Genomic DNA, 14,117 nt, shown 5'->3' on the forward strand with positions numbered 1-14,117 from the left:
TTAGCAACCACAACTGCTTAATGCATATATGGGATCAACTGAGGCGGCAAATTTACTTAGCGTAGTTTTACCGTTAAAAACGCCATAGTGTGTACGACCTCCACCTACCACACTAAACAAGCTGTGGTATCGGCTTTTGCAAATAATATCTGCTGTATTTCGACATATTGGCACCACTTTCCCTGTTTCAAATACCTGTTCTTGATCAAACATAAAATGAGTGGGAGCACCAGGGAGATTACCTTTGTATATGGCAGCTTGACCATAATCTTCACAACTATCTTCTAGCTCAATCTTGAATAACCTGAGAGTCATTGAATACAGCCTTGCATTCCCCAGTTTTTCTTCAATGGATTTGTTACAAATAGTTTTTAAATGACTTGCAACAATTCGTATATCCCGAAAACCTGCATCACGCGCTATTCGTACAAAATCGCCGTAATACAATACATCACCAATACATTCTCCAATCAGCAAGGGATCATTTTTCAATTCTTGGGAAAGTCTACGATCAGAAAAAATATCAGCAAAATAAATTTCTCCACCAGGTTTGAGCAATTGAGCCATTCCCTGAAGCACATCAGATTTTGCAGTCGCCAGGTTAATGACACAATTGGAGACTATGACATCGACACTATTCGGCGGTAAATTGAGTAGATCCAAGGACTCAATATTACCGTGTATAAAATGTACATTACTTTTGTTGTAACCATAGGCTTCTCGGTGATATTCGACGTAACTCTTGGCAAATTCAATTTGCTCAAGAGTCGTATCCACACCAATGACATTTCCTTCTGGCCCTACCAACTTAGATAAAATGAAACAATCTCTCCCACTACCACAACCTAAATCCAACACAGTTGCTCCCGTCAACAAAGGAGGAAAAGGAGTACCGCAGCCATAAAAACGCTGCTGCACATCTGGATGGACTATCTTTAGTATGGCTTTGATCTCATCAGAAGGTGGTTTATCTACAGTACAAACATTAGTTACCAGGTCTTCTTTGCTCGAAAGCGTTGTACCATAATAGTTTTGTACATTTTCAACTCGCTGAGATAATTGTTGTTCTTTGATTTTCATCATTCTATTCCTATAACCTCTAATAAAACCCAATCTTAGTCCTGACATATACGCATTAAGCTTCAAGTTGCAATTTACGACACGATATGAAACCTGATTTCTCCCCGCTTCGCGGGGAGAAATCACACGCATCTTGAAGTTAGGTTGGTATAACTCTAATAATGATCGACCTGATACGTTTATTGGATGAACATTCAGAAAAAGAGTAAAGCTGCGTAACCTGCGATCATTGCCATCGCAAGGATAACTGCGACAAAGGCAGCCAAAAGCTTAAATGTGAATAGGGAACGTAATAAAATCAGCTCAGTCAGGCTGGCGCCAGCACCACCGATAATTAACGCCAGAATCGCGCCAGCACTGACACCTTTTGTCATCAAAGCGGCTGAAAGCGGTATCAAAGCTTCGGCGCGAAGATACAGTGGTATTCCAATTACAGCAGCAACTGGGATAGCAAACGGATTATCCGATCCAGCATGTTTTTCAAGCAGACTAGTCGGAACATAGCCATAGATCACACTGCCTATTGCTATACCAATGAATAAATAAGGTAGTACGTTCTTAAAATCTGCCCAAGCATCCTGCCACAAACCGCTATATTTACTTTTTGGGCGAACCACTTTAGTAGTTTGGCTATCGCAACAACCTGTAGATTGCGAGGTCATTTGGGTAGCAGAACAACAAGGAGCCGTCATTGATTCACAACTGTTTGATATTGTTGGTTTAACGTCGCAACTACTCCCAGAAACTCCACAACCAGATGTCTCTTCGTAGCGTACATAACGTTCAAATCCCAATACTTGTAGCAACCATCCGGCCCCCAATGAGATCAGAAAGGCAGATAGTACGTAAATAGCGGTTAGCCCCAGACCAAAAGTAGCAACAAGCAATACAACGATGATGGGATTCAATAGCGGGGAAGAAAATAAGAATACCATCATTGGACCAAAACCAGCTTTGGCACGGATCAGCCCCTTCAACATAGGAATAGTCGAACAACTACAAAAAGGAGTGATAGCGCCGAGGACAGCGGCAAGAAAATATCCCCTTTTCCGGTTAGCACTCAGTAACGCTTCTACCTTAGATGGAGGTATATGCCGCTGGAGAATACCAACCAACAAACTAATACCAATAAACAAGGCTGATAACTCTATGGCAAGGAAGACAAACATATTTAGGGTTTCTTGTAATTGCGAAGGCATACCTGCTCCTTATATATCTATATTTCTAGTATTATAGAAATAATACGGATGATAGATTGCCATTACAATTCCTGTCAAGTATATTTCTAGAAACATAGAAATTTGGGTTCAGAGACACGTATGAAACACGAAGAAGTCGCAGCAAGTCTGGCGGAACTGGGGAATTATCACCGATTAGCTATATTCCGGTTTTTAGTTAAGGCTGGCCATAAAGGAGCCTCGGTAGGGGATATTCAAAAAGCTCTAGGTATTCCCCCTTCAACGCTGTCACATCATCTCAACCGTATGGTGAATGTCGGGCTAATCCATCAGGAGAAACACAGCCGTACTATCGTATGTATACCTGATTATCAGCATTTGGGTAACCTGATCAACTTCTTACAAGAAGAATGTTGCGTTGGGATTTAACTCGAACATTTCATTAAGAGATTTCAACCCGCTGGCAAATCCCCTGGAAAATAATGGGACTTGTCAGTGGATCGTGATGTGACCAGAACATTCAGTGAATCACATTGCCGCCTTAAAGATAGCAACGATTTCTTCATGCGATGCTTGAATCGGGTTAGTAAATCCACAGGCATCTTTCAACGCATTGGTCGCTAACGTTGGCAGATCTTCCTCTTTTACGTTCAACTCAGCCAAACCAGACGGAATATTCACATCTTTTGCCAATTCACTGATTGCATGGATACAAGCTTCAGCACCTTGCGTATCGTTTAAAGCACTAACTTCAACCCCCATAGCCGCCGCAATCTCTTTCAGGCGTGCAGCAGAAACTTTTGCATTGAATCTCTGTACATGTGGCAATAAAACCGCATTACAGACACCGTGAGGCAAATCATAAAACCCACCTAACTGATGTGCCATGGCGTGGACATATCCCAAAGAGGCATTATTGAACGCCATGCCAGCCAAAAACTGGGCATAAGCCATATTTTCACGCGCTTCCATGTCATTGCCATCTTCAACAGCGCGACGCAAATAATTGCTAATCATTGTCACCGCTTTCAATGCGCAAGCATCTGTAATAGGATTTGCCGCCGTAGAAACATAAGCCTCAATAGCATGAGTCAAGGCATCCATCCCCGTTGCGGCAGTCAATCCTTTTGGCATCCCTGCCATCAATGCAGAATCATTGACTGACAAAATAGGCGTTACATTTTTATCCACAATTGCCATTTTGATATGACGTTCAACATCTGTAATGATACAAAAGCGTGTCATTTCAGAAGCTGTCCCTGCGGTAGTATTGATGGCAATCAAAGGTAACTGTGGTTTAGCTGAACGATCGACGCCTTCATAATCACGAATATCCCCGCCATTCGCTGCCACCAATGCAATACCTTTTGCACAGTCATGCGGTGAACCACCCCCCAAAGAGATCACACAATCACAGTTATGCTGACGCAGAATTGCCAAACCTTCCCCAACATTAATCGTAGTTGGATTTGGATTGGTTCCATCATAAATTGCACTTTTTATTCCAACATCTGCCAGCAAAGCCTGAACTTTTCCAACAACACCAATCTCGTTTAACACGCGGTCAGTGACAATCAAAGCCTGCCTGTAGCCATAATTTTTTATTAATTCGACGGCTTCGGCCATGCATCCCATACCGATTTTATTCACTGGAGGGATAAAGAAAGTTGATGCTGCCATTTGAAACTCCTTAGGTTTTACTGAAATATTCCAGACCTGAATGTAAAAAAATGGAATTACAATGTGACACTTATCTATTTTGGTCATTTTGATCAAAATCAATAAGTGCCGAAGCAAGCATGAAAAAAATAGGTATCATTTACTTTGAACTTATGTAGGAGAATATTTTGCTAAAAAATGACATCTTTACACGCCTCACCACCCTATTAGACACTAACCATGCCCGCTATCGTGTTATGGAACACGCTACTGGCGGCCGCTCAGAAGAAGTAGCAAAAATACGAGGAACCCAGTTAGGACAAGGCGCTAAGGCCCTGGTTTGCCATGTGAAAGGAAAGGGTTACCGACAGTATGTCCTTGCAGTCTTGCCTGCTGACCAACAGGCCGACCTTGCTACTCTTGCTAAACAAGTTGGCGGGAGCCGGGCATCTCTGGCAAGTCCAAAAGAAGTTACTGAATTGACTCGTTGTGTTTTTGGCGCCATCCCCCCATTTAGTTTTCACCCAGACCTGAAATTGGTTGCTGATCCGCTTTTATTCGAACGCTATGAGGAATTGGCATTTAATGCAGCTAGTCTGGAACGTTCGATTATTTTGAATACAAAAGATTACTTTCGCATCGCTATGCCGGAGTTAGTTTCTTTTCGGAAAATAACCGATTAAAGCCAGCTTTAAGAAAATGCCCAATAAATTAAAGACAACTTAAATTTTGCTATAATTTAACCAGATAAAATGGGTGATTATTATATGAATAATATTTTTGTTCTGGTAATACTCAGCCTGACTATCCTCTGCCTTGCCGTATTTCTTTATTTCCACGATGCAGAGATAGCACACTGGTTGGAGAGATTTGCCCAACGATTGCTTAAGTGGCAACCTCCAGATTGAACTTTAATTTTACTTCACGTCATTCCAGAAAAAAGGTGCTGAAAATTCAGCACCTTGCTTTATAAGAAAACTTTATTTCTTATAAAGATATTTAACGATTAGTCCAACCATTCAGTGTGGAAAACACCTTCTTTATCAGTACGTTTGTAAGTGTGCGCACCAAAATAATCGCGCTGTGCCTGAATCAAGTTAGCCGGCAAGACAGCAGAACGATAGCTATCATAATAAGAAATTGCTGCCGAGAATGTTGGCGTTGGGATACCATTGTGCACACCGTAAGAAACAACATCACGCAGAGCTTGCTGATATTCATCTGCGATTTGTTTGAAATAAGGTGCTAAAAGCAAGTTAGCGATAGCTGGGTTTTCATTGTATGCATCGGTGATTTTTTGCAGGAATTGCGCTCGAATAATACAACCCGCACGGAAGATCTTGGCAATTTCGCCATAGTTCAGATCCCAGTTGTACTCATCCGATGCCGCTTTCAACTGCTGGAATCCTTGCGCGTAAGAAACAATCTTACCCAAATACAGGGCACGGCGGACTTTCTCGATAAATTCAGCCTTATCTCCGTTGAACGACTGAATTTCCGGGCCTGACAGAACCTTAGAGGCAGCTACGCGCTGATCTTTCAGGGAAGAGATGTAGCGTGCAAAGACAGATTCCGTGATAAGTGTTACTGGAATGCCCAGATCCAGCGAACTTTGGCTGGTCCATTTACCAGTGCCTTTGTTGGCTGCTTCATCCAGGATCACGTCAACCAGATATTTCCCGTCTTTATCTTGCTTACGGAAAATATCAGCAGTAATTTCGATCAAGTAGCTGCTTAGTTCACCTTGGTTCCAATCATTGAACACTTCAGCCAATGCCTGGTTGCTCAGGTTCAATGCGCTTTTCAACAGAGAATAGGCTTCTGCAATCAGCTGCATATCACCATATTCAATACCATTGTGAACCATCTTCACATAATGACCTGCACCATCAGCGCCAATATAAGTCACACAAGGCTCGCCATCCACTTGAGCGGCGATCTCTTTCAAAATTGGGGCGACTAACTCATAAGCTTCTTTCTGACCACCGGGCATAATTGAAGGGCCTTTCAATGCACCCTCTTCACCACCAGAAACCCCCGTACCGATGAAATTAATACCCTGAGCAGACAACTCACGGTTACGGCGAATAGTATCCTGAAAATAGGTATTGCCACCATCGATCAGAATGTCACCCTTATCCAAATGCGGCATCAGTGATGCAATGGTTTTATCCGTAGCTTCACCAGCCTTAACCATCAACAGAATACGACGTGGCTTTTCCAGCGAATCGACAAACTCTTCAATGGAATAACTTGGAACTAATTTTTTCCCTGGATTTTCAGCAATAACTTCATCTGTTTTATCGCTGGAGCGGTTAAAAATAGATACAGAGTAACCACGGCTTTCAATATTCAACGCCAGGTTGCGCCCCATTACCGCCATACCGACAACACCGATCTGCTGTTTGGACATGAATAACTCCCGTCTAATAATGACTGCCACCCACCCAAGATGCTATACGTGATACAGAGTGGGCAATTTGTTAATGAAGTCACATGTTAACTCAGGAATGGTCATCGGTGATAGTTATTGATGCAATCGATATCATCATGACGTTTTTTTGCTGAAAAAATTTCCAACTAAGATAAATCACCTATTGATATTTCGCATTTCAATACGCATTATTGAATAGTCGGCAAATGCCGTCCCACTAAAAGGCAAAACAAATTATATGGAATGGATCGCTGATCCGACGATATGGGCAGGTCTGGCCACACTTATCGTTTTAGAAATTGTTCTCGGAATAGACAACTTAATATTCATTGCCATTCTGGCAGATAAACTACCTGAAAAAGAGAGAGATAAAGCTCGCCTGACAGGGCTTTCCTGCGCCCTTCTCATGAGGATATTGCTGCTATTTAGCCTATCCTGGCTCATTTCCCTGACTAATCCATTGGTTACTTTATGGGAGCACCATTTCAGTGCCCGTGATTTAATTATGTTGATAGGGGGGATCTTCTTGCTGTTCAAAGCGACCATGGAATTGAATGAACGGTTAGAAGGGAAAACGCTACATACTAATCAACAACGCAAAGGGGCCAGCTTCTGGGCGGTTGTTGTGCAAATTATCGTCTTAGATGCGGTATTCTCTCTGGATTCTGTTATCACCGCCGTAGGAATGGTTAACCACATTGGTATCATGATTGCTGCCGTCACCATTGCCATGATCCTAATGATATGGGCCAGCAAGCCACTGACAAAATTTGTCAATGCACATCCCACAATCGTGATCTTGTGTCTTAGTTTCTTGCTAATGATTGGCTTTAGCCTGGTTGCAGAAGGCTTTGGTTATCATATTCCGAAAGGCTATCTCTATGCTGCTATCGGCTTTTCCATCATGATTGAAGCATTGAACCAATTCGCTCAGTTCAATCGCCGCAAGTTCTTGAGCGCTTCCCGCTCCCTGCGCGAAAGAACCGCAGAAGCGGTTCTTCACATTTTAAATGGCAAACGTGAAAACGCTGCGTTGGATCACCATACTTCTGACCTGATTGCAGATCATGAAGATAACAAAGAAATCTTTGAGCCTCAGGAACGCCAGATGATTGCCCGCGTTCTCAGCATGGCACAACGTACCGTCAGCAGCATCATGACGTCACGCCATGATGTAGTTTATCTTGATGTCCATTCCCCTACAGAAAAATTGACTACGTTACTGAAACAAAAGCCACATACGCGAATTGTGGTTACAGATGAACAGAGTAGTGACGAACCACTTGGCGTCGTGCATGTGATTGATATTCTTAATCAACAACTGACTCACAATACTTTCGATTTAAAGCAATTAGTCCAGCAACCGTTGATTTTCCCGGAGTCTCTTTCCTTACTACAGGCGTTGGAACAATTTCGTAAGGCACAAACTCATTTTGCCTTTGTCGTCGATGAATTCGGCTCTGTCGAAGGGGTGGTTACGGTCACCGATGTGATGGAAACCATTACAGGTAATCTTCCTGTAGGTAGCGGAGAGATCGATGCCCGCCACGATATTCAAGTCATGGAAGAGGGATATTGGATCGCCAATGGATTTATGCCACTGGAAGATTTAGTGCTTTACGTGCCACTGCCATTGGATGAGAAACGGGAATACCAGACACTAGCAGGTTTGTTGATGGAGCATCTGCAACATATTCCACAACAAGGCGAGCAATTGAAGATCAGTGACTATCTGTTTGAAGCACTGGAAATCACTAGCCATCGTATCAATAAAGTGAAAATTACCCCACTGGCCGTTGAAGAAGCGGTAGAAATATAATCCACGATATTAAAACGATATCACCTACTGAGAAAAAACCGGCATAAGGCCGGTTTTTTTTATTCCTATAAGTTTTAACAGTTTCATTTAATTTTTAAAATATTTGTTCATGCTTACCCTAAGTACAATAAACCCGTTCGATGATCGTTAGCGGAGATGTCGCACCGCCTTCATAGGATCCAAGAGACTTACGCAATGTCTCTTGTGACTGAGTTAGCAATACATCTATTTATTGTTGATAAAGTGAGGGTTTATATGAGTACAAAATATTTTGCATTATTAACACAGGCTGGCACAGAAAAACTGGAAAAAGCAGCTTCATCAGGTGTCAAACTTGAAATTACCCATATGGCTGTAGGTGACGGTGGTGGCAGTTCACCCACACCCAATGCCAACCAATCAGGATTGATTAATGAAAAACACCGCGCTGAAATTGATGCCTTACTCGTCAATCCCCAAACACCCGGCCAAATTATTGCCGAACAAATACTTCCTGAAGGTGAAGGTAATTGGTGGGTTCGTGAAATTGGCCTATTTGATAAAGATGGCACATTGATTGCGGTAGGAAATTGTGCCGAACTCTACAAACCAGAATCCCAGGAACAAGCTATCCGTATGGCACTGACGGTGAGCAACAATGGCCTGACCGGGTGGATAAAAGAACTGCTTTCTGGTTTTGCATCTCGCAATTATGTGAGAGAAAAAATAAAAGAACACGCTGAAAGCCGTAATCACCCAAACGCAACCTTAGGAAAAAAAGGATTGGTTGCGTTAAGTAATGAAGTAAGCAGTGACAGCGAAGCTCATGCTGCAACGCCCAAGGCAGTCAAAACAGCATATGAATTAGCCAATCAAGCCAATGAATCGGTTAATTTGGTACTCTCGACAAATAAATATGTACCATCAACACGTAAAGTTAATGGTAAAGAACTTTCCAAAGATATTGAACTGACAACAACAGATATCGGCGCTTATGACAAAATTCAAACCGACACTCTTGTTGATGAAGCCAGACAATCAGCCAAAAAAGCTTTTGAGCTGGCAAAAACTAAGGTTCCATTATCCCGTAAGATAAATGGAAAAGAGCTGTTAACCGATATCGAAATTACCGCACATGATGTGAACGCTTACACCAGACAGGAAGTCAATGGGCTTATCGCAAACGTTGAGAAATCGGCTAACATAGCTAATGAAAATGCCAACGACGCCCTGAAACAATTGGACAAAAAAGTCCCAACAGTTCGCAAGATCAACAACAAAGAGTTGATAGCAGATATACAGTTAACAGCAAATGATGTTGACACTTACGATAAAAAAGAAATTGATGATCGAATCAACACAGTTCAGCAAATAGCTGACACGGCTAATAGCAACGCCAATACGGCTACTCAAGAACTTGGCAAAAAAGTCCCTGAATCCCGCAGGATCAATGGCAAAGAGTTAACAACAGATATTGAATTAAGTACGGCTGATATCGGTACTTATAATAAAGTAGAAATCGATGATCGTATTAGTAATGTTGAGAAGCTAACAGAAACGGCCAATAACAACGCCAATACCGCTATTCAAGAACTTGGCAAAAAAGTCCCTGAATCCCGCAAAATCAATGGCAAAGAGCTATTATCTGACATTGAATTACGTGCAGTTGATGTTGATGCCTATGGTAAAGAAGAAACTGATGCCATCATCAAAGATGTCAAAGTCCAGATCGACAATGTTAATAACTTAGCTGAAAACGCTAATAATAATGCCAATACCGCGACTCAAGAGGCTAAGAACAAGGTTCCCTTAACCCGTAAAGTTAATGACAAAGCGCTGTCAGCAGATATTCACCTGACTGCCGCAGATGTTGATACTTACAACAAAGCAGAGATTGATGACCGCATCGGCAAGGTTGACAAACTGGCAGAAACGGCCAATCAACATGCAAGTGAAGCTCTTCAAGGTGTTAATAACAGCGTCCCATCCATTCGCAAAGTTAATGGCAAAGCACTAACCACTGACATTGAACTAAGTGCAGCGGATGTCGGTACTTACAATACAGTGGAAATTGATGACCGTATCGGTAAGGTTGATAAGCTGGCAGAAACAGCCAATCAACGTGCAAGTGACGCCCTTAATGGGGTTGCTAACAGTGTCCCATTAACTCGCAAAGTTAATGACAAAGCGCTTTCAGCAGATATTCACCTGACTGCCGCAGATGTTGATACTTACAACAAAGCAGAGATTGATGACCGTGTCAGCAAGGTTGACAGACTGGCAGAAACGGCCAATCAACGTGCAAGTGACGCCCTCAGTGGGGTTGCTAACAGCGTCCCAGCAATTCGCAAAGTTAATGGCAAAGCGCTGTTAACGGATATTGAACTGACAGCATCCGATGTCCATGCGTACAACAAGAAGGAAACGGATGACCTTATCAACGGTGTCAAAACACAAATTGATAATGTCCAACAATTGGCTAACACTGCCAATGATAACGCCCATAACGCCATCCAAGAACTTGACCAAAAAGTCCCAAAATCCCGCAAAATCAATGGCAAAGAGCTATCAACAGATATTCAACTGATTGCGGCGGATGTTGATGCCTATAACAAAGGCGAAACTGATGCCCAGATCAAGGATGTTAAGGCACAGGCAGATACTGCCTATCAGCTCGCAAATGAAGCTTTTAAGGAAGCTGTTAATAGCGTCCCATCCACTCGCAAGGTTAATGGTAAAGCGCTGTTAACGGATATTGAGCTAACTGCGGCTGATGTCGGTACTTATAACAAAGTAGAAATCGATGATCGTGTTGGCAAGGTTGATAAGCTGGCAGAATCTGCCTATAACAAAGCGGAGACAGCGAGTAAAGATGCCAATAGCAAAGTGCCATCAACTCGTAAGGTCAACGGCAAAGAGCTGTTAACGGATATTGAGCTGAATGCCGCTGACGTTGGAACTTACAATAAAGCGGAACTCGATGAGAGTATCGGCAAAATTGAAAAACGGGCTGATGCCGCCAATCAGGCAGCGAATTTGGCTGTTCAACTTGCTGACAGCAAAGTGCCATCAACCCGTAAAGTCAATGGCAAAGAACTGTCAACAGACATTGAACTCACCGCAGCCAATGTAGATGCCTATAACAAGGCAGAGATCAACATCCTTATCGATGAAGTCAAGGAGATAGCCAATAATGCCCATAACACCGCGGAGCACAAAGTCCCACTGACTCGCACGGTGAATGGCAAGGCTCTGTTATCCGATATTGATCTGACGGCCTCTGATGTGAGCGCCTATACTAAAGTAGAGGTAGAAAACCGCCTTGAAGATGTTAAGAGTTTGGCAAATAAAGCTAATAACAATGCAGATAGCCGAGTACCACTTACACGTACTGTCAATGGCAAGGCACTATTATCCGATATAAAACTTACTGCTTCTGATGTAGGCGCTTATAGCAAAGTAGCGGTTGATACTCGCATCAGCAAAGTTGAAGTATTAGCGAGCGATGCCAATGCCAATGCGGTGGCAGCCAAATCTGACGCTGATAGCCGACTGGCGAAAAGCAAAAACGGAGCAGATATTCCTGATAAACAAGCCTTTGTAAGAAATTTAGGCTTGGGCAATCTGATTGGATTAAGCATTGAGTCACGTCGAATCACGGACGAGCACACCATCATCAGACTGGGTGAGATATTCATGATAAATGGGGTTGCAATAGGTAGTGAACCCATTGGGGATTCTCATGCAGCCGAGATCGGTGGAGTGACTTACTATACCCACTTCTACGAAATCAAACTGCCCACTGCTTTGCCAAATGGCATCATCTCATGCCAGGCAAGTGTAATCGGAGATAATTTTGATAATCAACGCCCCAGTTACCTGGCTGATGTCAAAACACAACGAAGCACTGCAAACGGGGATGGTTTGTCTAAGGATACCTTAACCATATCCGTCACTACCCCTCAATTAGGTTGGGTTCCAAACTTTTATTACCAGGTTGTAGGGTATTAATAGAAACAGTAAATTTAGTAAATCAGGTGATCGCTTCGGCGATCACCTATTTTTTATTCAGCAGATCATCCAGCGCCTTAATATTTTCATTATCGCTGTTATTTTCTAGCCAATCTTTGATAGATTTATTGACCTTCCGCTGTAATTCATCACGCAGCATGGGTTCCACATTCAACACATATTGCAGATTATCCCAGTCACCATAAACCCGCAGTGGGATTTTTAACTGCGCCAAGCGACGTACAAACTCGTTTTGCGTACCCCATCCATTAGTTAATTGAACCCATAATGAAACATCGGTATTCTGTTTCAGTAAATTGGCTTTTCCCTGCCCTTTAATATTGAACATGCCCGAATTCGCTGCAAGTTCATTGATTTTAATCTCACCGTTCTCCAATTGTGCTTTCACCGACATGCTCTTGGCCTCAGTGAAATCATCTGTATTTGTAGGTTGGCTGACTTTATCTGTTGCCCGTGCAAAAGATTGTTGGATAAGCTGGGGAATATTCAATCCTTCCAGACGCGCGTCTTTTAGATCGATATTCAAATCACCTTGCCAATAATGAGAAATCGCGTATTCATCGTAACCTTCTCCCAAAAGATCACCGTCAACATTAAGCTGACCACTGAATATCGATGGCAATGCCAATGCAGTTAACAAAGGTTGTATCTCAATCCCCTGTAAAAGCGGCTTTGTGTGTAGTTTTGCCGGAATCACCGTAGCATCAATTGAAGTCGGCAGCGCAAAATATCCCCCAAACACGTTACCACTTAATGTTGTGATTTCCGCCAGGCCACTGTGATTGATAGCTTGCAAGCCAAAATGGTCAATACCCATGCCCTGATAAATAAATTTATCTGCCGTGAATGAGATATCAACATCAATCCCTTGCAAAAAGGTAAGGTCATAGTTAGATAATGCCGAAACTGACGTTGCAATCACCGGTTTTAAGGAATTATTTTCAACCCGATAATCATGTTTTGCCTGTGGCGTATTTTTTGGTAAAGCATCCCACCCCAATATGTTATCCAGATTGAACTTTGGCGAACTTAGGTTGATGGAATATTGCGGCTTATCTTGCAAGATAGCAGTAATATCCCCCTTAAGCTCATTCCCATCATTCATCGTCAATGCCATGTCTTGCAAAGAAATTGATTCAGGTACAGCCTGATATTTCACTTTGGCGCTGCCCGTTCCTTGGATACCTGAAGATGGTAACCCAATTCCCTTTAATTGGTATTCAAAAGAATGAATATCGGCCGATAACTGCTGCGGATAATCAGAAATATCTACCAACGAATTGAGTTCAAATGACAGCTCTTGTTGGTTTTTATTGATTTTACTGCGGAGATTAAGGCTAACGTGATCTTGATCACTTCGTTCCAGCAATAAGTTGAGATCACGGACATTTAATTGAGAATGCTCATTGGTTTGCCAGATCAGTAAACTGTCTGCTACCTTGATTCTGGCAATATCTAGTTTCCAAGCCTGACTTCCCGCGACGATGGGATAGTGAGTATCGTTTTCCGGTGCAATTGGCGCTTCTGTCTGCTTTTGCGGCTGGCTATCCGGCGTAAACCGCAAGATAGCCCCTTTCACCATCACCTCTTTTACTGAGAGTTGATGAGACAACAGTGGCAGCAATTCCACATCCAAGCGCATATTTTCTGCCACAATAGTTGGCACCTTAGCATTCCTGGCAGTCAAAGAGACCTCACCGGTAAGAATGCTTAACTTTGGCCAAACATGCCAGCGCAAGTCATCCTGCAACACAAGCTGGTAACCACTCTTCTTTTGCACTTGTTCGACTATGTAGCCACGAAAATCGTTTGGATTAACCAACATAACCAATACAGTTAAACCAGTCACAATGACTACCAACAAAATAACGAGTGTCGTCAACAATCTTTTCATGACTTCCCCAGTCTCATGCTCACAAGAAGACCATTTTTTCAC

10 protein-coding genes are annotated in these 14,117 nt (G+C 42.7%); 5 read left to right on the top strand and 5 right to left on the bottom strand.

Annotated elements, in window-relative coordinates; translation table 11 throughout:
- Both WDV74_RS10805 and WDV74_RS10810 read right to left on the bottom strand, forming a co-directional pair.
- Positions 1 to 1,083: a methyltransferase domain-containing protein gene (locus tag WDV74_RS10805; RefSeq protein WP_338882782.1), complete on the bottom strand. Its 1,083-nt coding sequence runs from the start codon at positions 1,081 to 1,083 to the stop codon at positions 1 to 3.
- A gap of 191 nt (positions 1,084 to 1,274) precedes the next feature.
- The gene (locus WDV74_RS10810) at positions 1,275 to 2,279 is read right to left on the bottom strand and encodes a permease (protein WP_338882783.1); all 1,005 of its coding nucleotides are present in this window, start codon (positions 2,277 to 2,279) and stop codon (positions 1,275 to 1,277) included.
- Positions 2,280 to 2,399: 120 nt separating this feature from the next.
- On the opposite strand from WDV74_RS10810, the gene WDV74_RS10815 reads away from it, so the two are divergent.
- Complete coding sequence (locus tag WDV74_RS10815) at positions 2,400 to 2,687, top strand: winged helix-turn-helix domain-containing protein (RefSeq protein WP_273558348.1); 288 nt, start codon at positions 2,400 to 2,402, stop codon at positions 2,685 to 2,687.
- A 99-nt stretch (positions 2,688 to 2,786) separates the two neighbouring features.
- Here the strand turns inward: WDV74_RS10815 and yiaY are convergent, their stop codons facing one another.
- Positions 2,787 to 3,938: an L-threonine dehydrogenase gene (yiaY, locus tag WDV74_RS10820; protein WP_338882784.1), complete on the bottom strand. Its 1,152-nt coding sequence runs from the start codon at positions 3,936 to 3,938 to the stop codon at positions 2,787 to 2,789.
- Between the two features lie 167 nt (positions 3,939 to 4,105).
- Here yiaY and WDV74_RS10825 point away from each other — a divergent pair, with 167 nt between their 5' ends.
- Together WDV74_RS10825 and WDV74_RS10830 are read left to right on the top strand one after the other, a co-directional pair.
- Positions 4,106 to 4,600, top strand: coding sequence for a YbaK/prolyl-tRNA synthetase associated domain-containing protein (locus tag WDV74_RS10825; RefSeq protein ID WP_338882785.1), 495 nt, complete (start codon positions 4,106 to 4,108; stop codon positions 4,598 to 4,600).
- An 84-nt stretch (positions 4,601 to 4,684) separates the two neighbouring features.
- Complete coding sequence (locus tag WDV74_RS10830) at positions 4,685 to 4,825, top strand: hypothetical protein (protein ID WP_338882786.1); 141 nt, start codon at positions 4,685 to 4,687, stop codon at positions 4,823 to 4,825.
- Positions 4,826 to 4,923: 98 nt separating this feature from the next.
- On the opposite strand, the gene gndA is transcribed toward WDV74_RS10830, so the two are convergent.
- Positions 4,924 to 6,330 (bottom strand): NADP-dependent phosphogluconate dehydrogenase, encoded by a 1,407-nt coding sequence (gene gndA, locus WDV74_RS10835; RefSeq protein ID WP_338882788.1) that lies wholly within the window; start codon positions 6,328 to 6,330, stop codon positions 4,924 to 4,926.
- Between the two features lie 259 nt (positions 6,331 to 6,589).
- Here gndA and WDV74_RS10840 point away from each other — a divergent pair, with 259 nt between their 5' ends.
- Together WDV74_RS10840 and WDV74_RS10845 are read left to right on the top strand one after the other, a co-directional pair.
- Complete coding sequence (locus WDV74_RS10840; protein WP_338882789.1) at positions 6,590 to 8,170, top strand: TerC family protein; 1,581 nt, start codon at positions 6,590 to 6,592, stop codon at positions 8,168 to 8,170.
- 255 nt (positions 8,171 to 8,425) lie between these two features.
- Positions 8,426 to 12,160: a phage tail protein gene (locus WDV74_RS10845; protein WP_338882791.1), complete on the top strand. Its 3,735-nt coding sequence runs from the start codon at positions 8,426 to 8,428 to the stop codon at positions 12,158 to 12,160.
- Between the two features lie 46 nt (positions 12,161 to 12,206).
- Here the strand turns inward: WDV74_RS10845 and asmA are convergent, their stop codons facing one another.
- Positions 12,207 to 14,075 (bottom strand): outer membrane assembly protein AsmA, encoded by a 1,869-nt coding sequence (gene asmA, locus WDV74_RS10850; RefSeq protein WP_338882792.1) that lies wholly within the window; start codon positions 14,073 to 14,075, stop codon positions 12,207 to 12,209.
- Positions 14,076 to 14,117: the final 42 nt, after the last annotated feature.

It is taken from the genome of Xenorhabdus sp. TH1, from assembly GCF_037260955.1.
In the GTDB taxonomy this organism is placed as follows: Bacteria; Pseudomonadota; Gammaproteobacteria; order Enterobacterales; family Enterobacteriaceae; genus Xenorhabdus; species Xenorhabdus griffiniae.

What these genes read in the sequence shown, in the direction of transcription:
- WDV74_RS10845 (WP_338882791.1), top strand. Translation starts at nt 8,426, where the DNA reads ATGAGTACAAAATATTTTGCATTATTAACACAGGCTGGCACAGAAAAA.
- yiaY (WP_338882784.1), bottom strand. Translation starts at nt 3,938, where the DNA reads ATGGCAGCATCAACTTTCTTTATCCCTCCAGTGAATAAAATCGGTATG.
- asmA (WP_338882792.1), bottom strand. Translation starts at nt 14,075, where the DNA reads ATGAAAAGATTGTTGACGACACTCGTTATTTTGTTGGTAGTCATTGTG.
- WDV74_RS10815 (WP_273558348.1), top strand. Translation starts at nt 2,400, where the DNA reads ATGAAACACGAAGAAGTCGCAGCAAGTCTGGCGGAACTGGGGAATTAT.
- WDV74_RS10805 (WP_338882782.1), bottom strand. Translation starts at nt 1,083, where the DNA reads ATGATGAAAATCAAAGAACAACAATTATCTCAGCGAGTTGAAAATGTA.
- gndA (WP_338882788.1), bottom strand. Translation starts at nt 6,330, where the DNA reads ATGTCCAAACAGCAGATCGGTGTTGTCGGTATGGCGGTAATGGGGCGC.
- WDV74_RS10830 (WP_338882786.1), top strand. Translation starts at nt 4,685, where the DNA reads ATGAATAATATTTTTGTTCTGGTAATACTCAGCCTGACTATCCTCTGC.
- WDV74_RS10840 (WP_338882789.1), top strand. Translation starts at nt 6,590, where the DNA reads ATGGAATGGATCGCTGATCCGACGATATGGGCAGGTCTGGCCACACTT.
- WDV74_RS10810 (WP_338882783.1), bottom strand. Translation starts at nt 2,279, where the DNA reads ATGCCTTCGCAATTACAAGAAACCCTAAATATGTTTGTCTTCCTTGCC.